Here is a 21,854-nt window from a genome sequence, read left to right on the forward strand (position 1 = left end):
CTGCCCGGTCGACTACAGCGAAAACGACCGCATCCTCAACAGCGAGCTGCGTGAGCGCGCGCTGGCGGTGTAAAACGTAACAGTCCAGTTGATGGCTCTCCGGCAGCCACAGATATCTCCGATCCTGTGGCTGCCGGCTGGTGGTAATCAATAACCCCTTCACCCATTGGGTCATTATTCATTTATCGGGCTCGCAGCGCTGGATGAAAGTCTTATGTTTCTAGACATCGGACTGAGCGGCACCTCGCTGTACGACCACCTATTGCAACGAGAGGAGGACGATGCAACGAAGCTGGCCGCATTTCCGACGCGCAGTTGGGACAGAAATGCGTGAACGAGCTTGATCGAATTCTGCTGCGGTGTAGCAACATAGGCGAGGCCATATCACCCTACATTGAGACTCGCAACATCCGCATACAACGGTGGATGACAGATAAGAACGCCTTGGGATGTGCAAAGCTGTACCGGGCAGGCACTTATTACGATGCGGTAAACCTGATGAAATACAACCGCGATTTCAGCGCCCTGTCAGGCCTGTATCTGGCTGGAGAGTCCTTCTCTGTTGACGCCGGCTGGACCGAGCCGTGTTTACGAACGGCTGTGGATGTCGTGATCAACCTTTGCGATAGAACATCAGCACAGTTTCACGGTGGTTTCACCCTGGACCATTACCCGCATTATCAAGTCAGGATCCAAGGCTGTTAGCGTGTTGATTGTAGGGCCATTCCTACAATGTCTCTTTTCCTTTCCTTCGAGCTGGTGGGAGTGTCCTGACTGTCACTCCCCAGCCCAGCCCCGTTTTACTGGCGTCCTTCCAAAACAACCACAACAAGGAAGCTGCCATGTCTGCACACTGTCCCGCCGTCAGTCCAGTTCGCATCGCCGTCATTCAATACGACCCGCAGGTCGGGCTTGAGCATTGCGACGGCAACCTGAGCAAAGGCCTGGCATTGGCCCGTCGCGCCGCGCAAGAAGGCGCCAACCTGATCGTGCTACCTGAGCTGGCCAACACCGGCTACACCTTCCACACCCGCGCAGAAGCCTATGCCCACGCCGAAACGCTAGAGGCAGGTATCAGCCTGAACGCCTGGGCGGATTTTGCCAGGGAATATCAGGTCTACCTGGCCGCAGGTTTTGCCGAACGCGACGGGCTGAAGCTCTACGACAGTGCCGTACTGTTCGGCCCTGAAGGCCTGCTAGGCCATTACCGCAAGGCCCACCTATGGAATCAGGAGAAGCTCTGGTTCACCCCTGGCAACCTGGGTTTTCCGGTATTCGAGACACCGATCGGGCGTATCGGCCTGCTGATCTGCTGGGACATCTGGTTCCCTGAAGTGCCACGGCTGATGGCAGCACAAGGTGCCGACATCATCTGCAGCCTGAACAACTGGGTGTGGACCCCACCACCGTTGTTCGATGACACGGGGCGCTGCATGGCTTCCTACCTGACCATGACCGCGGCACACGTCAACAACCTCTACATTGCCGCAGCCAACCGCATAGGCCATGAGCGGGGTGGGCGCTTCCTCGGTTGTTCGTTGATTGCCGGTAGCAATGGCTGGCCCATCGGCGAGGTGGCCAGTGCCGAAGAGGAGAGCATTGTCTTCGCCGATGTCGACCTCAGCAGTGCCCGCTCGGCACCGATCTGGAACAGCCTCAACGACCTGCCTCGGGACCGCCGTACCGATCTCTATGACGCGACCCTTGGTTACCGCCTGCATGCCGCAATGCCGCGTTGAGGAGGTGGCACATGAAAACCTTGCATGCTCTGGATCGGAAGCATTTGCCCCTGGTGCTGTTCGTCAGCCTGCTGGGGGCACTGGCTGCCAGCCTCGCCCACGGCCAATGGCCGGACTACACGCAACTGGCGGCGACACTCGATCAGCCACTGAGCCGGCTGCGCTGGATCGTCGGTGATATCAGTGAGGTGGCGTTCTACAAGCACGAACTGCCCGCCCTGGGCTTGCTGCTGGGGGCTTGCCTGGCGCACCTGGCCCATATGCACGGATATCGCTGGCAGGGTTTTGCCATCTGCTATGGCAGCGGACTATGGCCATGGGTGTTTACCAGCTCGCTGTTGGGCCTGCTGCTCAGCCACGCGTTCTGGGGCTGGACCTTGGCCAGTGGCACCTGGCAGCCGACCTTCGTTGCCTTCGTATCGTTGCCGGCAGCCATGGTGCTGCTGTACGGCGCGGGCTGGCGGGTCACGCTCAGCGGCGCACTGCTGGGAGCGTTGCTGGTCACCCCGGCCAGTCTGTTGATGGTCAACTACCTGTGTTATCCGTTGCAGCTGCCGGTGGTAATCGGCAACGTCAGTGGCATGGCGTTGGCAAGCCTGGTGGCGTTCATGCTGTGCCGGCGCTTTCCGTCATGGGTGCGGCACAGCCACAAGCCTGCAGTACGCGACCCCGTTGCTGCGCAACCCGATTACGGCGTTGTCTGGACCTTGCGACGGGTTTTGGCCGATTTCAGCGAAGCGCCATTCTTCGGTAATGAGCTGGCCAGTCTCGGGCTGCTGCTGGGCGTGCTTCTGGCTTACCTGCTGGCCCCGGCAGCGCCGGCCTACGGTTCGCTGCTGCTGATACCAATGGTTGCCGGCCAGGCATTGGCATCATTGGTCGGGGTTCTGCTCTGGCATGGTCAATGGCAGGCGCGCGGTTGGTATCCCACTTACATCCCCATCGTCTCGATCGTCCCGGCCGCAGTGCTCACCCATGGCGGTAGCTGGCAAGTAGTGGTGGGCAGCGCAGTGCTGGGAGCGCTGGTGGCTCCGCCATTGGCAGCGGCCATTACCCAGCGTTTGCCGGCCTACATGCATGGCTACATTGGAAATGTGCTGTCGATGGCCATCAGTACGCTGGGGATTGTGCCGCTGGTTGGCTGGTTTGCGGGAGGTGCAGCATGAGCGAGCAAACGCATCTGCCCAAGCTGTCGATTGCCAGCCTGGGGGGCACGGCAAGCATGCAGGCAAGCGCCCATGGCTGCGCGGTGGTGCCCAGGCTTGGTTGCGACGCATTGCTGGCAAGCGTGCCGCAACTGCGCGAGATGGCCGAGCTTGAAATGGTCACGCTGGGCCTGCTGCCCAGTGCCTCGCAGGGCTTTGCGGCGCTGCTTGAGGTGCTGGCCTGGGCGCACGCAGAGGTAGAGCGTGGAGCGCAGGCGGTAATTCTGACCCAAGGAACCGACAGCCTTGAGGAAACGGCGTATTTCCTCGATCTGCTATGGCCGTTCGATGCACCAGTCGTGATGACCGGTGCCATGCGCGCGGCCAGCCAGCCGGGCTGCGACGGCCCGGCCAACCTGCTGGGTGCGGCGCAAGTTGCCCTGGCGGCGGGCAGCCGTGGGCGCGGCGTATTGGTGTTGATGAATGAACAGGTCCACAGCGCCGCAAGGGTGCGCAAGACCGCCAGCCTGTCGATGGCTGCATTCGAGTCGCCCGGTGGTGGCGCGCTGGGCGATGTCGTCGAGGGCGCGGTGGTCTATCGCCAACCGGCTACACGGCGGGAGGTACTGCCGCTACCGCAACGCACCGAACATCGCGTTGCACTGCTGGAAGCGTGCCTGGACGCGGATACGGCGTTGTTACAGGCGGTTGCCACGCTCGGTTACGAGGGGCTGGTCATTGCCGGATTTGGCGCAGGGCATGTTTCCGCTTGTTGGGCCCAGGTGCTGGATACGCTGGTGCCCGCCTTGCCGGTGATCGTCGCCACCCGCACAGGCAGCGGCCCTACAGCCCGCGCCACCTATGGCTTTGCCGGAGGCGAGGTCGACCTGCAAGGCAAAGGTGTACACATGGCCGGGCAGCTTTGCCCGCGCAAGTGTCGCATTCTCTTGTGGTTGCTGATCGGTAGCGGCAGGCAGCACCTGCTGCACAGCCTGTTGCCAGGCTGACCAAACTGCCCGCGGGTCGACAACCGCGGGCAGCCCTTGGGCGGTTCTGTGCTAGGGTGCACACACTTTTGCTTCTCAGGATGTCCACCCATGCTACCCGCCCTCAGCGAAAAAGAACTCGACCGCCTTGAAGACCTGCTGATCACCTACGGCAACGATTACTCGGTGTTGAACCTGGCCGAGCTCAATGGTTTTTTCACCGCACTGGCCAGCTCACCGGTCACCGTCATCCCGGAGCAATGGCTGCCCGTGGTGGCAGGTGGCAAGGTGCCGAAATTCAAGAAACCGGCGCACGAAGAGGCCTATACGGCGTTGATGCTGCGCTACGCCAACCAGGTGGCGGAAGAACTGGGTGATAACATCGACCGGTTCGAGCCGCTGTTCGAGGAAAGCGAAGGCGAGCAGGGCATGGTGATCGTGATGGAGGAGTGGTGCTTTGGCTACATGCGCGGCACTCAGGTCGCTGGCTGGAAGCCGCTGCCTGCGGAGCAGGACCAGTTGCTCAAGGCCATTTCGCTGCATGGGCTGGAGGATAACTTCGAGCTGCTGGACCAGATGGGCGAAGACGACATCCAGGCCTGCGTACCGCAGGTGGTCGAGGCTGCACGCGGGCTATTCCGGTACTTCAAGCTGCACTGAATCCAGCGGGTGCCCTGAGGCGGATGCTTGCGGGGGCTCTGGTCGGCGCCTGTGCCACGATTATTCCGCCAGGCGAAATTATGGTTTCCCTGGCGCACTGATTCTGTTGCCAGGCGAACCCGTGCAGCATGTGCTCCATCAGCCCACCCCGGAGCTGACCAGGAGCCAAGCCCATGTCGAACCCGATCAAGCTTTACAACTTCCCCAAGTCCGGCCACGCCCACCGCATCGAGCTGATGCTTTCGCTGCTGAACCTGCCTACCGAGCTGGTCCTCGTCGACCTGGCCAAAGGTGCGCACAAACAGCCCGACTTCCTTGCGCTGAACCCGTTCGGCCAGGTGCCGGTCATTGATGACAACGGCACGGTGATTGCCGATTCCAACGCTATCCTTGTCTACCTGGCGAAGAAGTATGGCAATGGCACCTGGCTGCCCGAGGAGCCTGCCGCCGCCGCCCGCGTACAACGCTGGTTGTCGGTGGCTGCCGGCCCGCTGGCATTCGGCCCTGCCGCCGCCCGCCTGGTGACGGTATTCGGTGCTTCATTCAATACCGATGAAGTGATTACCCGCGCCCACACCTTGCTCAAGGTGATCGACGCCGAACTGGCCAAGGCACCCTTCCTGGCGGGTAATACCCCGACCATCGCAGACATCGCCAACTACTCGTACATCGCCCACGCACCAGAAGGCAACGTGTCGCTGGAGCCCTATGCCAACGTACGCAACTGGCTGGCAAGGGTCGAGGCGCTGCCGGGCTTCGTACCGATGCCGCGTACCGTGATCGGCTTGCAGACCAGCGCCTGACACTTCGCCACGACGAGGAACGCCGCCATGCAACAGAACCCGGACCACCGCCCCTCGCCCTGGCACGCGGGCGAGAAAACCCTGCAGGAAAAGGTCGGTGTCGCGGAGCGCATGGAGGCGTTCGGGCAGAAGGTGATTCGCGACTACATGCCCGAGCAGCATCGTACCTTCTATCATCAGCTGCCGTTCATGATCGCCGCCAGCGTGGATGCCCTGGGCCGCCCTTGGGCGACCGTGCTGGAAGGGCCGGAAGGCTTCGTCAGCTCGCCGCACCCTCGGCAGCTGACGATCGACACCCAGCTGCCGGCAGACGACCCCGCTACCGCCGGGCTGAGTGCCGGGCAAGCGGTCGGCCTGCTGGGCATCGAACTGCATACTCGTCGGCGCAACCGCCTCAACGGGCATATCCACCAAGGTGTCAACGGCCAACTGCAAGTCACGGTCGAGCAGTCGTTCGGCAACTGCCCGCAGTACATCCAGTTGCGCGAGTACACGCGCGTCGTCGAGCCCGCCCAGGGGCGTGTCGATGCGGCGATGCTGGATGCAGCGGCTGTCGGCATGATCCGGGCAGCCGACACTTTTTTTGTCGCCAGCTATATCGAGCATGGCGATGGCCAGCGTTCGGTGGATGTCTCCCACCGTGGCGGCCGGCCTGGCTTCATCAAGGTCGAAGGCAACCGCCTGACCATTCCCGACTATGCCGGCAACCTGCATTTCAACACGTTGGGCAACCTGCTGGTGAACCCACGCGCAGGGTTGCTGTTCATCGACTTCGCTAAGGGCAATGTGTTGCAGCTCTACGGACGCACCGAAATCCTCCTGGACAACCCCGCCAGCCAGGCGTTCGAGGGCGCCGAGCGCTTGTGGACGCTGGATGTCGAGCAGGTGGTGTGGCGCCCGGCTGCCGTGTCTCTGCGCTGGCCATTCAAGGAATATGCGCCGACCAGCCTGGCGACCGGCACCTGGGAAGAGGCCGAAGCGCGCCTGCAGCGACGTCAGCAGCAGCGCCAATGGCAGCCGTGGCGTGTGCTGCGGGTAGAACAGGAAAGCCGCGATATCCGCTCGTTCTACTTGGAACCGCCTGCCGGCAGCAAGGTGACCTTTGCCGCGGGGCAGCATGTGCCGGTGCAATTGCAGTTCGCTGGCGAGGCACCGCTGATCCGCACCTACAGTTTGTCCAGCGCGCCTTCCGACCGCTACCTGCGCATCAGCGTCAAAGCCCAGGGCCCGGCGTCGCGGCACTTGCATGAGCGCATTGGCGCCGGCGATGTGCTGAATGTACGCGCGCCGATGGGCAGCTTCGTGCTGGACCCGCACAGCACCCGGCCGCTGGTGCTGATTGGCGCGGGAGTGGGAATCACGCCATTACTGGCCATGCTGCGCGAGCAACTGAGCAAGGGGCAGGCACGGCCCGTCCACCTGTTCCATGGCGCGCGCAGCCTGGCTGACCTGCCGTTTGCTGAGGAACTGGCACGCTTGCGACAGCAAGCCGGCGGCCTGCTTCAGGTGCACCGTGCCCTTAGCCAGCCGGAAGAGCACGCGCTGATCGGCCGTGATTACCAGTTCGCTGGTCGGCTGGGGATCGAGCAGGTCAAGGCAACGCTGGCGCTGGGCGACTACGATTTCTACCTGTGCGGCCCGGGAAGTTTTACCCAGCAGTTGTATGAGGGGCTGCGCGGGGTGCATGTACCGGATGCGCGGATCCACGCCGAAGCCTTCGGCCCTTCGACGCTTCGGCGGCACACCGACGCGGGCCAGCCCAGCCTGCAGCAGCCGCCTGCGGCCAGCGAGCCGGTGCCAGTATACTTTGCCGCTTCGGCCAAGGAGGCGCGCTGGGCGCCCGGTAGCGGCACGCTGCTGGAGCTGGCCGAGGCACGCGGATTGGCCCCGGAATTCAGTTGCCGAGGCGGATCGTGCGGTACCTGCAAGACCCGGCTGGTGAGTGGCCAGGTGCATTACCCGAACCCGCCGGCCGAATTGCCGGAAGCCGGTTCGGTGCTGATCTGTTGTGCCGTGCCGGCGGAGGTGGAAGAAGGCGGGCAAGCGTTGGTATTGGATGCCTGATTCGCCTGCCTCTTCCGCGGGCTGTTGCAGGCGCGGCCCGTGGCCGCAACAGGCAGCAGAAAACGCCCAGATGAAAGATAATCCCGGCACCTCATGCCCACCAGGAGCCCGCATGGACCAGATCCACCTGATGAAGGTGTTCGTCGCCACCGGCGAACTGGAAAGCTTCGCCGCCGCTGCTCGGCGCCTGGACATTTCCCCGGCTGCGGTCACTCGCGCCGTCAGCGCCCTGGAAGAACAGCTCGGAGTCAAGTTGCTGCTGCGCACCACCCGCAGCGTCCGCTTGACCGAAGCCGGTAGCCGCTACCTGGAAGACACCCGGCATATCCTCGCCAGCATCCACGAGGCCAACGAAGCTGCCGCCGGCATCAACTCGACGCCCAAGGGCGACCTGGCCGTCACCGCGCCCATCCTGTTCGGCAAGAAATTCGTCATGCCGTGTATCGTCCGTTACCTGCAGCAGTACCCTGAAGTGGATGTATCCGCGTACTTCCTCGACCGCATCGTCAACATGGTCGAAGAAGGCATGGATGTGGCCGTTCGCATCGGCCCCTTGCCCGACTCCGGGTTGAAAGCGCTGCGGGTGGGCAGGGTCCGGCGCATGCTGTGTGCCTCTCCCGAATACCTGGCGCGCCATGGCGTGCCGAAGCACCCGTCCGACCTGGCCGGGCATGCGGTGATCGGCACCACCAACCTGTCGCCACGCGCCGGCTGGCGCTTCGGGGTGGCCGAGGAACCGACCCTGGTGCGCGTCAAACCCCGCTTGACCGTTACCAGCAATGACGGGGCGATCGCCGCCGCCAGTGGCGGGTTGGGCATTGCCCGCCTGCTGTCGTACCAGGTCGCGGACGAACTGGCCAGTGGGCAGCTGCAGGTGCTCCTGGCCGAGTACGAGGAGGCGCCTTGGCCGATCCATGTGTTGCACCGGGAGAGCAAGTACGGTTCGGCCAAGGTCCGGGCGTTCATCGACATGCTGGCGCAGGCGCTGAGGGCTCAGCAGCTGGATTGATACCCCGGCACCCCTACAGCGCCTGGTACTGCATTGTGAATGTCAGGCTCATCGCCTCTCCTTGCTGCAACAGGCGTAACCCCGGCCGCCCCGGCAGGTGGTGCGCATTGACCGGATGGCTGACCGGTTCGAAGCAGAAAAAACCTTGCCCTTGCGGGCAGAACAACAGGAAGTGCTGCGCGCCGCTGGCACGGCACGCCAGTCGGTAGCCGGCGCTGGGTTGTTCGATCACGCATTCTCCCGGCCAGCCACTGAAGGCGTGGTCAACGATCGCCTCGGCAAAACCCCCATCGTATTGAAACACCATCGATGAGGTACCGGCGCCTGATACGAAGGCAAGCGTCCCATGTCTGCCAGCCACACCTTGTGCGCTGGCGCATACAGCCTGGTGTCGGGGTATCGGGGAAAGTATGGATGCAGCCCCAACCCATACCAGGTCGCCTGCGTATCCAGATGGGTAACCTGCAGGTCCAGCTGCAGGGCGCCTTCATCCAGATGAATGTCCAGCGCTGCCTGGTAGGCAAAGGGTACTGCGCTGCGCAGCGTCAGCCGCGCATGCCGTTCGCTGTGCCGGGCTACCTGCCAGGCCTGCTGCCAGGCACTGCCATGGATCGGGTAGGGATCATGCGTGGTATTCGGCGCCAATGCCTGCCAGCCCCCGGGCCGGGCAAAGCCACCCTCGCCGACGCGGTTGGACCAAGGCGCCAGCGGGTAGCAGGCCAGGCGGCGTGGGGAACCGCTGGCCAGCGCGTCGCAAGCAGAATGGCGCAGCAATGCCTGGCCGGTCGCCTTCACTTGCCAGTTGACCAGGCTGGCGCCCAGTTCCGGGGCCAGGCTCAGGCGGGTCAGGCGGTCGTGCAGATGCACTTCGGTCACACCCATGCAAGGCTCCTTGCCCGCTTTCCGGTCACAGCACCACACCCGGCAGCCACAGCGAAATGGCCGGAATGTAGGTCACTGCCATCAGCACCAGGAACAGCGCCAGGTAGAACGGCAGCAGGGCCTTCACCGTCGACTCGATGCTCACCTTGCCGATGGCCGAGCCGACGAACAGCACAGCCCCTACCGGCGGCGTGATCAAGCCGATGCCCAGGTTGACCAGCATGATCATGCCGAAGTGCACCGGGTCCACGCCGATGCCGGTGATTACTGGCAGCAAAATCGGCGTGAGGATCAGGATCAGCGGTGCCATGTCCATCACCGTGCCTAGCAGCAACAGCATGAAGTTGATGCACATGAGGATCACGTAACGGTTGTCCGACAGGGTCAGGAATGCCGTGGTGATCTTCGACGGGATCTGCATCAGCGTCATCACGTAGCCGAAGCTGGCAGCGAAGCCGATCAGGATCATCACGATAGAGATGGTCCGTACCGTGCGGTGCATCAGCTTGGGCAGGTCGCGCCACTTGTAGTCGCGGTAGATGAACATGGTCACAAAGAACGACCACACCACTGCCACAGCCGCCGACTCGGTCGCGGTGAACACGCCCGTCAGAATGCCACCGAGGATGATCACCATGGCCATCAGCCCCCACAGCGCCTCACCGGCAATCTTCAGCGCCTGGCGCAGCGGTATGACTTCACCCTTCGGGTAGTTGCGCTTTTTCGCGAACAACAGGCACAGGCCCATCATCACCGCACTCAGCAGCAGCCCCGGCATCACCCCGGCCATGAACAGCGAGGCGATCGACACCGAGCCGCCGGCAGCCAGCGAGTACAGCACCGAGTTGTGGCTGGGCGGTGTCAGCAGCGCCTGCACCGAGCCACTGACGGTAACCGCCGTGGAGAATTCACGCGGGTAGCCCTTGCGCTCCATTTCCGGAATCAGCACCGAGCCCACCGACGCCGTGTCCGCCACCGACGAGCCGGAAATCGCCCCGAAGAACGTCGAGGCCATGATATTGACCAATGACAGCCCACCGCGCACGAAGCCCACCAGCACCCCGGCGAAGGCTACCAGCCGTCGCGACATGCCGCCCTCGGCCATGATCGCACCGGCCAGCACGAAGAACGGAATGGCCAGCAGCGAGAATTTGTTCACCCCGCTGGCCACCTGGATCATCATCGCATGCAGCGGTATGTCGATCCACCAGGCGCCGATCAGCGCTGACAGGCCCAGGGCGTAGGCCACCGGCATGCCGAGCAGGATGAGCGCTACGAAACTGCCCAACAGAATCAACGCATCCATCTATGCCGCTCCTTCGTTTTCTTCAAGCTGCTCGAAGCGCACCACCTTGCGGTGGCTCTGATCGCCCAATAGAAGTTTTTCCACCACGAACACCAGGGTCAGCACCCCGCCAATCGGGATTGGCGCGTAGGTCATGCCCACCCGCACACCCGGCAACGACGCCATAAACTGGTTCCAGGTGGTGATACACAGCTTGAAGCCGTAGTACGCCATGAACACGCACACCAGGATCATCAGCACCTGCACCAGCAGCGCGACCAGTTGACGCGGCACTGGCGGCAGGCGCTCGGTGATCATGCCCACTGCCATGTGCGCCCCGGCCCGGTAGCTGGCGGCTGCACCGACGAAGGTGAATACCACCATCAGCAGGATGGCCACCGGCTCGGGCCAACTCGAGCCGGTGCCCAGTACGTAACGGGCGAAGATGCCCCAGGGGATGATCAGCGACATGGCCAGGATCGACAGGCCGGCGACCCAGATGCAGCTGCGGTACAGCGTGTCGTTCACACGCAGGACAAGGTTTTTCATGGGCATCACCAAAGCGGCAGGGCGGGGCCCGCACTGCCGAAGTCGTTCGGGAAGGGCCGCGGTTACTGGACGGCGTCGATACGCTTCATCAGGTCGGCATACTGCGCGCCGTATTTTTCGCGTACCGACGCGGTGGCGTCGTAGAACGGCTTCTTGTCCACGCTGATGAACTCGACACCGGCGGCCTTGAGCTTCTCTTCGCTGGCAGCGGACTTGGCGTCCCACAGAACGCGCTCTTCCATCTGCGCCTCGCGTGCCACCTTCTTCACCAATGCCTGCTGCTCGGGGGTGAGCTTGTTCCAGGTGGTCTTCGACATCACCACCGGCTCCGGCAGGATCAGGTGGCCGGTCAGGGTGTAGTATTTGGCGTTCTGGTAATGGTTGTGTTCGAGCAGGGTCGGCGGGTTGTTCTCGGCACCGTCGATCACCCCGGTCTGCAGCGCGCTGAAGATTTCGCCGGTGTCCATGGCGATGCCGTTGCCGCCCATGGCGTTCATCATGTCGATGAACAGCGGGTTGCCCTGCACGCGAATCTTCATGCCCTTGAGGTCTTCCAGGCTGCGCACCGGCTTTTTCGTGTAGATGCTGCGCGAGCCGCCGTCCATCCAGGCCAAGGCCACCAGGTTGAAGTCGGAGTTGGTGATCTTGTCGAGGATTTCCTGGCCGATCTCGCCGTCGATGACCTTGCGCATGTGCTCATGGTCACGGAACACGAACGGCATGTTGAACACGTTCACGTCCGGCACCACCGGGCCGACGATCCCCAGGCTGACGCGGGTCATCTGCACGGCGCCGATCTGCGCCTGTTCGATGACCTCCTTTTCCGAACCCAGCACACCGCCGGCGAACATCTTGAAGGTGATCTCGCCATTGCTGGCCTGCTCCAGCTTGTCGCCCATGTTCTGCTCGGCGACCACGGTCGGGTAACCGGCCGGGTGGATCTCGGCGAACTTGATGTCCAGCGCCGAGGCGGGCAGGGGCAGGCTGAAGGCGAGAGGGAGTACCGCGAGCAGCAGTTTGCGTTTGAACGTCATGGTGAAACTCCGTGGTTTTTATTATCCGGTTTCGGGCGTGCAAGTATCGGGCGGCATGTGGCTCAGCCCCGGTAGGCAGGCTCCTCCAGGCCCTTGGTGCCAGGGCTGAGGGCAAACACCCCACCAGCCAGGGGCTGGTCGCTGAGGTCGATGCCGGTGGGGCGTATCGAGGTTACGTACAGGGTGTCCAGGTTGGCGCCGCCAAAGGCGCACATCGACGGCTTTTTCACCGGTACGCTGAGTGAGCGGTCGAGGCGGCCGTCGGGGGTGAAACGGTGGATCTGGCCGGCGTCATTGCCGCAGATCCAGTAGCAACCATCCTGGTCGATCGCGGCGCCATCAGGGCGGCCGGGGTAGCCGCGCATGTCGACGAACAGCCGTTTGCCATGTGGCGTGCCGCTGTCGATGTCGTAGTCGAACACCCAGATCTTCTGCACGCTGGGGTGCGAGTCGGACAGGTACATGCGCCGGCCATCAGGGCTGAACGCCAGGCCATTGGGCACGATCATGCCGTCCTGCTGCAGGTGTAGCCGGCCTTCGCCGTCAAGCCGGTACAAGGCGCCGACATGGGCGCCTTGCTGCATGTCCAGTAGCATGCTGCCGGCCCAGAAGCGGCCCTGGCGGTCACAGCGGCCATCGTTGAAGCGCATCCCGGCCTGGGCGTGCTGCACACCGCCGAGCAGGCGCTTGTCCAGGCTGCCGTCAGCCTTCGCCCGCAGCGCAAAGATGCCGCTTTCCATGCCGGCCACCCAGCCTTGGCCGTTGCGGGCGATGCAGGCGAGCATCTCATCGGTTTGCCAGACCTGATGCACGTCATCGGCCGCCTGCCAGCGGTGCAACTGGCGTGCAGGAATATCGACCCAGTACAGGGCCTGTTCGTCGGGGTGCCACACGGGGCTTTCGCCGGTGCCATTGCGGGCGTCGACGATCAGTTCGCAGTTCATGGCCTTGCCTCCTGGCATGCGTAGGGTCAGTCGAACGGGCCTGCCGCGGTGAAGGCACCGCCCTGATAGACCATGCTCGGGTCATCGGCGGCAGGCGCCGGCTGGGCTTCCACGGCGCTGCGGAAGGTTTCGGAACTGTCCTTGGGCTGGTAGCCCAGGTGCGCGGCATGACGGTTATCCCACCATACGGTGCGGTTGTCGGATGCGCCGTAGACGATGGTGTGGCCAACATCGGGCGTGAACAGACCGCGCCCGATCAGTTGCACCAGGTCGTCATAGCTCAGCCAGGTGCAGAGCATGCGCGGGTTCTGTGGCTGAGGGAACGAGGAGCCGATGCGGATGCTGACCGTCTCGATGCCGTAGCGGTCGAAATAGAAACTGGCCAGGTCTTCGCCGTAGCACTTGGACAGCCCGTAGTAGCTGTCGGGACGGCGCGGCGAATGCGCGTCGATGCGTTGGTCCTGGCGGTAGAAACCGATGGTGTGGTTGGAACTGGCGAAGATGATGCGCCTGACGCCGTGCTTGCGGGCTGCCTCGTACACGTGGAACACGCCGCAGATGTTCGGGCCGAGGATGTCTTCGAAAGCATGCTCGGTGGAAACGCCGCCAAAGTGCAGGATGGCATCCACGCCCTCGACCAGGGCATGCACTGCCGCTTTGTCGGCCAGGTCACAGACGATGACTTCTTCATGCGGGCCCGCAGCGGGTGCCATGGGCTTGATATCGGAAAGGCGCAGGACCTCGGCGTAGCCTTGCAGGCGTTCGCGAAGGACCTTGCCCAGGCCGCCTGCCGCTCCGGTGAGCAGCAGGCGATTGAAGGGAGTGGTGGTCATGGCCGGCTCTTTTTGTGATTGTTGTAAGTTGTCGTATGACTTGGCTGATTATTGTGGCTGCTTCAGGTGGTTGTCAATCACACATCACAGCAGCGACAACGGGTAGTTGAAGATCAACCGGTTCTCATCGAACTCGTTGTTGCTGTAATCCCGCCGAATCGACGAGTTCCGCCATTTCACGCTCAGATCCTTGAACGGCCCGCTCTGGATCACATACGCCAGCTCGGTCTCGCGCACCCATTCCTTGCCGTCGGTCACGCCACCGCTGTGAACATCGCGGCCACTGATATAGCGGTTCATCAAGGTCAACCCCGGCACCCCCACGGTGACGAAGTTGAAGTCATGGCGTACCTGCCATGAACGCTCGTTGGCATTGTCGAAGCTGGAGTTGTAGCTGTCGTTGGCCAGGGTCCCGCCACTTGTGCCGTTGACCCGCATCCAGGTATCGCCATCGACCTTCTGCAGGCCGACCCAGAAGGTGTTGCCGGCGTACTTCGCCGAGAACATGCCTGAGTAAGTCTTGTTGTCCAGTTCGCCGGCCCGTTCGGAACCGTCCTCGTCGCCATGGAAGTAGCCCAGGTTGGCGCCCAAGGTCCAGGCACCAAGCGGCTGGCTGTGGCTCAATTGCAGGTACTGCTGCTGGTAGACGTCCTTGAGTACCGCGTTCCACAACCCTACCAGGGTACGGTCCTGGTTGAACTTGTATTCGCCGCCGGCAAAGTTGAAGCGGTCCGACACGCCAGCGCCGTAGCTCATGTCGTCCATGCTGGCGTCGTTGCGCGGGCTGTTGCCGCGAAATTGCCCGCCGTACAGGGTCAGCCCGGCGATCTCGTTGGAGGTCACCTGCCCGCCACGGAAGGTCTGCGGCAACGAGCGCCCGTCATCCGAGCGCAGTATCGGCAGCACCGGCATCCATTCACCAACCTTCAGTTCGGTCTTCGAGACCCGCAGCTTGCCCGCCACCGCCAGGCGGCCATAGTCATCTGCCGGCTTGCCATCGTCATGGCGTGGCAGCAGCGCCGTACCATAGGTGCCACCGCCGCCGTCGAGCTTGACCGACCACAGCCCCAGCACGTCCACACCGAACCCGACCGGCCCTTCGGTAAACCCAGAGCGGGCATCGAGGATGAAGCTTTGCGTCCATTCCTCGGCTTTGCCCTGCGGGTTGCCAGGGTTGGTGAAGTTGCGGTTGATATAGAAGTTGCGCAGCCCCAGCGTGGCCTTGGCATCGTCGACAAGACCGGCGGCGAAGCTGGTGCCCGGCAGGCTGGCGATGGCCCCCGCACCCAGCAGGGCGAAGGGCAGGGTTTGGCAGATTTTCATTATTGTTGTGCTCCCTAAGGGTGTGGCAACCCGTCCGTCGGGCACGCGCAAGCGGCCTGCGGCGAGGACGGGTAGGTGACGGGCCGGTCAGGGCCGGGGGTGGATACGCGGTTACCGGGCGCTAGGTACTTGCAGGCCTACGCCAGCTGGCCAGGACAACAGGAGGGTGCATTAGACGGGGATACAGCGGGGTGAGTGCCGACATGGGTTCGTCCACGGATTGTTGTTTTTGTTATGTGTTGTCGTACAACTGTGGGCGATTATTAGCAAGCGCCAGCGGGGCTGTCAACGCTCCGCGTCGTGCAGCAGGGAAGCAACCAGGACATTGCTGTTCCAGCCACGCTTTGGCTCTTTCACTGAGGAAGTACCCGCGATAGACATCCCCTTTGAAGAAATCGGCTTTTTCGTCGGCCTTGAGCACCTGCAGATACTGGCCGAGGTCGGCAGGTTCGTGCCGTGGGTCCTTGAGCAGGTTGAGCTTGCCCACGACGAATGCCTGCCAATACGCCGGCATGCGTGCGGCAAGCTCCGGGTCATGCGGCAGGCAGTCGATGATCGAGGTCGGGCCACCTTCCAGCTCGAGGTAATCGGTGATGGGCTTGCGGGTATCCCAGTGCAGCCAGTCAAGCTGCACGATGTGGGTTTTTTCCAGGTGCTCATACCGACTGATGCCTTTCAGGCCGCTTCGTTCCAGGGCTTCCTTGACCGGCTGGGTGAGCACCAGCGAACCCGAGCGGATATACGCAGGCGGCGTGTACGGCCCGGCGCGCCTGATGCTGTCCACATCGGTGTCTTCATCCCAGGCAATCATGCCCTGGAGCAGTACCGCGCCCCAGTCTCCCCAAGGCGTTGGCAGGTTGTCCATATGGTAGATGTTCATAGCTGGCGGCTGATCCTGGCCGGCCGTTCAGGCGTACTGAACGAAAAAGAACCCGGCTTCGTCGCCTTGGTTTTTCCGCCGGGCTTGCTTGTCCAGATAGATGTAACCGATGCCATCCAGGAAGACCCCTTCCTGCTCGGGAGCCCAGCGGCTGATTTCATAGTCGGTCAGTTGCAAAAGGAGCAAGTACCGGCTTGGAACATAAATGGGATCTTGCATCCAGGCTGCTCGACCGAGTTGCTTGCTAATGCCCAGACCGGAGTCCTCGTCATCGTGCTCTTCGGCGAACTCCTCTTCGGTCATTGGCTCGAAGTCGATATAACGGCGCTCCAGCAAGAGCGTTCCAGGCGGGGCGGTTAACTCCTCCTCACACAGCCGGTGGAGAATGAACCGTGCATAACCATTGTGGATACCGGGTAGCTCCGCTTGCTCATGAAGTGAGTAGCGGTTGACAACAGACTGCTTGAAGCCGCCGGCGCGCTGTTTTCGAGCTGTGATGAATACCGTGGCAGCCATGCCGGGCGGAAAGATTTTAGCCGGCAGGAAGTTTTCCGTGACCGTACACAGAGGCGTCATCGGCTCCTGGGTGTCGGGCGCCAGAGGCCACAAGCCTGGGTCGTCCATGCGGACGCTGCCTCCCACTTGCCCGAGACCTTTGTCTTCTTCGGTGAATATAATCTTCATGGCTCAGGTGAACTGAATGAAGAAGAAACCGGCGTCGTCGCCTTCCTTGCCACGGCGCGCCTGCATGTCCACGAACAGATAACCAATGCCTTCGCCGAACAGCCCAGCATGCTGCGGGCTGGCTTCGGCCACGTCGGCGTCCACCAGTTGCATCATGAACATGTAGCGCTGTGGTTCGTAGATCGGGTCCTGCAGCCAGCAGGGGCGGCCGCTGGGTTTGCTCAGGCCGATCCCGCTGTCCTCGTCCTCATGCTCCTCGTCATGCTCCTCGTCAGTCATTTCTTCAAAGTCGATGAACGCTCGTTCCAGCAGCAAGGGGGGATTGCTGGGCTCCAGTGGCTGGCTGGCGAGCTCATGCAGGATGACCCGGGCAAAGCCGGCGTTGATGACGTTCTGCAGTTCCGACTGCTGATTGACTGTATAGCGACGCTGGAGCGGGCGGCTGAAGCCACCGTCCTGCTGTTGCTCGACGGCGAGGAAAACCGTGATAGCCATGCCTGGCGGGACGAACCGGGCCGGTTGGAACTGTTCGGTCAGGGTCAGGATGGGCGTCATCAACCCACCGGTTTGCGGGTTGGCCGGCCACAAGGAAGGGTCCTTGAGCAAAGGCGCACCACCGATCTGGCCGAAGCCGCGGTCTTGTTGGGACAACACGATTTTCTTCATGGCTAGTAACACCCTTTGCTTTTGGCGAACGACTTGGCGTAGCGCCGGGCCGTTCTGAGTTGTTGGATTGTGACATCTCCCTGAGTCACCAGCGATTGGTAGATGGCCTTGGACATCAGGCGGATCTCAAGCTTGCCGCTTTTGAGCATCTGGTTAGGCTTGAGGCCCATTGCCTTGCGCAACCGGTTCTCTGCGGCATGCACCTGGTCATGATGCTTGGGCGTCAGGGCAATCGAAGGGTTGCCGCGCATCCGGCGTCCTTTCGGTGCCAGGCCGGCATCCTGCAAGAACTTGTTACGCAGAATTTCATGGGCTTCAAGGCCATCGCCACGGTGCGCCTTGGCACCATAACCTGCGGTTTCGCCTTCCTTGAGCAGCCCCCATGGGTCAATCCACGTGAATGGGTTCGGTGCATACTCGTAAAGGTTCAAACCACCGGCCAAACCGATTGGGTCTGGCTGGGTAAAGCGGCCTATCTCCGGGTCGTAGAAGCGGAACAGGTTGTAGTGCAGGCCGGTTTCGCGGTCCAGGTACTGGCCCTGGAAGCGCAGGTTCTGATCTTCCGGCAGACGGCTGGCCCGCTGTTCATCCCAGCTTGCACCCCAGCTCAGGTAGCGCGCCGACCACACGACCTCGCCGGTGTCATCGGTCAACTGTTCCGGCAGGCCATTGATGTCATTGTGGTAATGCAGCACCTGCTGATGAGCACCCTGGCCATCCACCCGGGCCAGCGGTTCATGGCCATCGTCTTCGTACAGGTACAACGCCTGCCGGCCATTGTGCTGCTCACCGAGCAGACGCAGGCCACTCCAGCTGAAACGGGTGCGGCCAACCACTTGGCCGTCGAGCGTCGATTCGATCTTCTCGGTGCGCCGGCCCATCGGGTCGTAGCGCATGTCGATGATGCGTTCCCGTCCAGGTTGCAGGTTGCGCACCTGGACCAGCCGGTGCTCGGCGTCGTAGCGAAAATGCTGAGTACCGCGTCGGCGGCTGCGTTTTTCCACCAGGCGGCCGAAACCGTCGTAACGATAGCGCTTGTCCTCGAAGGTGAGCACGCGGTTGTGCCGGACCAGCCCGGCGCCTGCCGCCAGCGGGTCAAGCAGGTTCCCGGCCGGGTCGTAGCGGAACGCTTCGCGCTGGCCGGCGGGGCTGTCCTGACGGCCCAAGACATGGCCGCAGCCATCATGCTGATAAACCTGCAGATACCCGTTGCCGGGGTGCTGCACCTCGCGTACGGCCAGTTGGTCGGCGGCGTCGAACTGGTACCGCTGCTGGTCTGGCGCCGGCAGCCGGCTGGGCTGCGCTGCCGGGCGACGGAGCAGGGTGCGCAGGCGTCCGCCACGGTCGTACTGGCGTTGAATCGCCAGGTTGCCCTGCAGGCGCAGCGTCTCCCGGTGAACACGGTCACGCTCGAAATCGCACACCGCCTGGCCATCGAGGTTGATCTGGTGCAGGTGCCCGCTGCCGTAGTACAGGCGGTTGATCCAGCGGCCGTCGGGTACTCGCGTGCGGGTGACATTGCCGAGCGGGTCATACTGGTACTGCACGCTGCCCTGCGCGCTGTGTTCCTCGAGCAACTGGCCCAGCGCATCGAAGGCGAAGCCCAGTTCCTCTACCTGGCCATCCACAGTGGTACGACGGATCGCAAACACGTTGTCCAGTGGGTCGTTGCAGTAGTCGGTGCGTCCCTCATCGGTATGGCGGGTCAGCAGGCGGCCGCCTGCGTCATAGGCCATGCGGTGAATGATGGGTGCCTCGTCGCTGCCCGGCGCAGGCAGGAAGGTGACCTGGACAAGATTGTCCAGCGGGTCGTACTGGTAGCGCCGCAGGCCACCGTCCAGATCGCGCTCGGCGATCAGCCGGTCGCCTGCATCCCATTCGAAACCGTAGGCCTCGCCATTTTCGTTGTACAGCGCAAGCAGGCGCCCATAGTCGTCATGGTGGTAGCGGACTTGTCGACCGAGCGCATCGATGCGCAGCTGCAACTGGCCACGGCGGTTACGCCGGTATTGGGTCACGTGGCCTGCCGTGTCGATGTGCTGGGTCAATAGGCCGCTGGCATCGAGGGCGAATGTTTCGCTGCGGCCATCGGGCAAGGTCACGCTGCGCAAGCGGCCTTTGTCGTCATGCCGGTAGTCGGTGCGCTCGCCCTGGGCGTCGGTAATCGATTGCAGATGGCCCAAGGGGTCGTAGGCGAGGCGGGTCAGGTAGCCGGAGCAGTCCCGCTGTTCGACCAGCAGGCCCCGTTCGTTCCAGCGCAGGTGGCGGCTGGAACCGTTGGCATCGATGATTTCGACAGGGTTGCCCTGGCTGTCATGGCGATAGCGGGTGTGCTGGCCCAACGGGTCGGTCTGGCGCGTGCAGTTGCCCCGTTGGTCGTAGGCGAAGGTCCAGCGCTGCCCTGCCGGGTCCGTCTGGCTGCGCGGCAGCGACCAGTGTTCGAGCCATTCGGTCGACTCGCTACGCCCCAGCGGGTCGACGGTCTCGGCAAGGTTGCCCGACTCATCGTAGAAGAACTGCCAGCGGCCATCCATGGGGTCGCTGGCCGCGAGCAGCTGGCGCTCGTCATTCCATTCGAAGCGCCAGGTGCGCTCAAGGGCATCGGTATAGGCGGTGATCTGGTACTGCTGGTTCCAGTGGCGCACGGCAACGCGGCCAAGGCTGTCGGTCACCCGGGTAATGCCGGCGGCGACATCGTATTCGAAGGCGTAGCTGTCGCCGCCGTTGGTCCAGTGCCGCGCCACCCGCCAGCCGTCCTCATGCTGCGCCCACTCGTAGTAGCAACACAGGCCGCCGCCAGTACGGTGTTCGATCATGCGTCGGGCAGCGTCGTAGGCGAAGCTGCGCAGCGGCTGGCCTGCGCCATCCTGTACCTGAGCGAGGTCACCGTTGGCGTCGTAGCCATAGCTGGCCAGCCGTTGCAATTCGCCGCTCGCCGCGTGGAAGTCGATGTGGCTCACCCGCTGCGGCCATTGCTCGCTGTAGCCGAGCCTGACACGCACCTGGTCGAAGGTGTCGCGCAACTGGCAGAGGCGGCCCTGCTGGTCGTAGTCCAGGTAGATCCGGTTGTCATTGCGATCACCGATCTGGCTCAGGCGCAGTCGATCGGGCCGCCCCGGGGTTGGCTGGAACAGCCGATACTCGCCTTCGCGACTTTCGGTCAGCAGTTCGCCGTTGTGCGCCCGGCGTACGCTCAGCCCTTCACCGACGCTGAACACCGCATCGCCCAGGGTAATGATGCCCATGTCCACCCGGCGCGCCTGCTCGTCGACCAATACCAGGCGGTCGTCTGCATCGACCTGCACCGAAACTTCATAGGGCAGGCTCCAACCCGCGCCGAACAGGCCATCGACACGCTCGTCGTGGCTGTTGTAGAAGCGTTGCCAGGCGATCGGCAGGGTGGCTTGCACGGTGAAGTCGAGGTCTTCCTCGCCACACAGGACCTTGCCCCCGGTGGCTGCATGTACCGGGTTGGGCGAACCGGCCATGGCCTGGGTGAGGGCGCTGGTCACCTGGCCGGTAACCACGCTGCTCACGCCGCCCACCAACATGCAACCGAACTTGCTGTAGAACTTGCCGCCACGCCCGCGCAGCAGCATCAATGCGGTCACCGCCAGGCCGATGCCGGGCGTCTTGCCGCTGCGAATCTCGCGCACCACGATCGGCTCGCCGCCGATGCGCACGTTGTTCGACACCAGGCCGCCATCGACGATCACCGCCTCGCAGGTGCTGCGGTCACCGCTGCGGCAGGCCGGGTGGCCATTGATCAGCACCTTGCTGGAACCCTCGGCCAGATACTGCGGTGGCATCGGCGGGTGCTTGCTGCACAGGACCTTGTCGTCCGGTACCGGCAAGGTATTGGCGGCGGGCGTGGCCACGGTCGGCCGCCACATCTGCGAGAAGAAGCCCTTGGCCATGTCCAGGAAGCTTTCCTCCTGGGCCTCGGCGCCTTCCGCACCGGCTTGCTCCAGCGCTGCCGGCGGGCCAGTGACGATGCCGGCCGCGCGCGCCGCGCGCTTGCCATTGGTGCGGGTGTCCGACGAGCCACTGATGATGGTGGCCTGCACCGATGGCGGGAACAGGAAGTTGCCGATGCCCTCGCATAATCGGCTCAAACCCGTATCGGCACCGGTCTTGGCCATGACCACGCCGACCACCAGGCCGACCACCGCGCCCAGCACGAAGCAGCCCAGGCCGCCGGTGGCCACGGTCAGGCCGAATGCCGCTGCCACGGCGGCAGTGGCCAGGGCGCCGATGGCCACGGTGGCGGCAATTTCCAGCACCCCGCCGACGATGTCGGCCATTATCGAGGTGTGCATCAGCGCGTCGCCTTCGCGGGCGGCCCACAAAGCGTCGGACATGGCTCAG

The 21,854-nt window shown here is 63.2% G+C and carries 18 protein-coding genes and 2 pseudogenes; 9 read left to right on the forward strand and 11 right to left on the reverse strand.

Going from position 1 to position 21,854, the window contains the following annotated elements; genetic code table 11:
• The 9 genes and pseudogenes from B4L76_RS24390 to B4L76_RS16540 form a co-directional block, all read left to right on the forward strand.
• On the forward strand, positions 1–73 hold a 73-nt coding region (locus B4L76_RS24390; RefSeq protein WP_414707199.1), incomplete at its 5' end, for a hypothetical protein.
• A 201-nt stretch (positions 74–274) separates the two neighbouring features.
• Positions 275–705 (forward strand): annotated as a pseudogene (locus tag B4L76_RS16505) (FAD-dependent oxidoreductase); the annotation flags it as partial.
• Positions 706–842: 137 nt separating this feature from the next.
• The gene (locus tag B4L76_RS16510) at positions 843–1,739 is read left to right on the forward strand and encodes a nitrilase family protein (RefSeq protein ID WP_296233968.1); all 897 of its coding nucleotides are present in this window, start codon (positions 843–845) and stop codon (positions 1,737–1,739) included.
• An 11-nt stretch (positions 1,740–1,750) separates the two neighbouring features.
• Positions 1,751–2,905 (forward strand): hypothetical protein, encoded by a 1,155-nt coding sequence (locus tag B4L76_RS16515; protein ID WP_296233970.1) that lies wholly within the window; start codon positions 1,751–1,753, stop codon positions 2,903–2,905.
• Positions 2,902–3,891, forward strand: coding sequence for an asparaginase (locus tag B4L76_RS16520; RefSeq protein WP_296233973.1), 990 nt, complete (start codon positions 2,902–2,904; stop codon positions 3,889–3,891). Before B4L76_RS16515 ends, B4L76_RS16520 begins: the two co-directional genes overlap by 4 nt.
• 90 nt (positions 3,892–3,981) lie before the next feature.
• Complete coding sequence (locus tag B4L76_RS16525; RefSeq protein ID WP_296233974.1) at positions 3,982–4,530, forward strand: UPF0149 family protein; 549 nt, start codon at positions 3,982–3,984, stop codon at positions 4,528–4,530.
• A 173-nt stretch (positions 4,531–4,703) separates the two neighbouring features.
• Positions 4,704–5,333, forward strand: coding sequence for a glutathione S-transferase family protein (locus B4L76_RS16530; RefSeq protein ID WP_296233976.1), 630 nt, complete (start codon positions 4,704–4,706; stop codon positions 5,331–5,333).
• 27 nt (positions 5,334–5,360) lie between these two features.
• Entirely contained in the window at positions 5,361–7,397 is a 2,037-nt protein-coding gene (locus B4L76_RS16535; protein ID WP_296233977.1) for a pyridoxamine 5'-phosphate oxidase family protein, read from the forward strand.
• A gap of 112 nt (positions 7,398–7,509) precedes the next feature.
• Positions 7,510–8,406, forward strand: a complete 897-nt coding sequence (locus B4L76_RS16540) for a LysR family transcriptional regulator (RefSeq protein ID WP_296233978.1) — start codon at positions 7,510–7,512, stop codon at positions 8,404–8,406.
• A 13-nt stretch (positions 8,407–8,419) separates the two neighbouring features.
• Here B4L76_RS16540 and B4L76_RS16545 read toward each other — a convergent pair.
• From B4L76_RS16545 to B4L76_RS16595, 11 genes and pseudogenes are all read right to left on the reverse strand, one after another.
• A pseudogene (locus tag B4L76_RS16545) lies at positions 8,420–9,288 on the reverse strand (aldose 1-epimerase).
• Between the two features lie 25 nt (positions 9,289–9,313).
• Positions 9,314–10,594 carry a TRAP transporter large permease gene (locus B4L76_RS16550; RefSeq protein ID WP_296233980.1) on the reverse strand — a complete coding sequence of 427 codons (1,281 nt, stop codon included), beginning with the start codon at positions 10,592–10,594 and terminating at the stop codon, positions 9,314–9,316.
• Positions 10,595–11,122, reverse strand: coding sequence for a TRAP transporter small permease (locus B4L76_RS16555; protein ID WP_296233981.1), 528 nt, complete (start codon positions 11,120–11,122; stop codon positions 10,595–10,597).
• Between the two features lie 62 nt (positions 11,123–11,184).
• The gene (locus B4L76_RS16560; protein WP_296233982.1) at positions 11,185–12,156 is read right to left on the reverse strand and encodes a TRAP transporter substrate-binding protein; all 972 of its coding nucleotides are present in this window, start codon (positions 12,154–12,156) and stop codon (positions 11,185–11,187) included.
• Between the two features lie 62 nt (positions 12,157–12,218).
• Positions 12,219–13,100, reverse strand: a complete 882-nt coding sequence (locus B4L76_RS16565; RefSeq protein WP_296233983.1) for a glucurono-1,5-lactonase — start codon at positions 13,098–13,100, stop codon at positions 12,219–12,221.
• A gap of 26 nt (positions 13,101–13,126) precedes the next feature.
• Entirely contained in the window at positions 13,127–13,933 is an 807-nt protein-coding gene (locus B4L76_RS16570; RefSeq protein ID WP_296233984.1) for an NAD-dependent epimerase/dehydratase family protein, read from the reverse strand.
• Between the two features lie 84 nt (positions 13,934–14,017).
• Positions 14,018–15,256: an OprD family porin gene (locus tag B4L76_RS16575; RefSeq protein WP_296233985.1), complete on the reverse strand. Its 1,239-nt coding sequence runs from the start codon at positions 15,254–15,256 to the stop codon at positions 14,018–14,020.
• Positions 15,257–15,488: 232 nt separating this feature from the next.
• Positions 15,489–16,136 (reverse strand): hypothetical protein, encoded by a 648-nt coding sequence (locus tag B4L76_RS16580; RefSeq protein ID WP_296233986.1) that lies wholly within the window; start codon positions 16,134–16,136, stop codon positions 15,489–15,491.
• A 27-nt stretch (positions 16,137–16,163) separates the two neighbouring features.
• On the reverse strand, positions 16,164–16,820 hold the full coding sequence (locus tag B4L76_RS16585; protein ID WP_296233987.1) for a hypothetical protein: 657 nt from the start codon (positions 16,818–16,820) through the stop codon (positions 16,164–16,166).
• 3 nt (positions 16,821–16,823) lie between these two features.
• Complete coding sequence (locus tag B4L76_RS16590; RefSeq protein ID WP_296233989.1) at positions 16,824–17,486, reverse strand: hypothetical protein; 663 nt, start codon at positions 17,484–17,486, stop codon at positions 16,824–16,826.
• A gap of 2 nt (positions 17,487–17,488) precedes the next feature.
• Positions 17,489–21,847: an RHS repeat-associated core domain-containing protein gene (locus B4L76_RS16595; RefSeq protein ID WP_296233991.1), complete on the reverse strand. Its 4,359-nt coding sequence runs from the start codon at positions 21,845–21,847 to the stop codon at positions 17,489–17,491.
• Positions 21,848–21,854: the final 7 nt, after the last annotated feature.

Source organism: Pseudomonas sp. UBA4617 (assembly GCF_002386445.1).
Lineage (GTDB): Bacteria > Pseudomonadota > Gammaproteobacteria > Pseudomonadales > Pseudomonadaceae > Aquipseudomonas.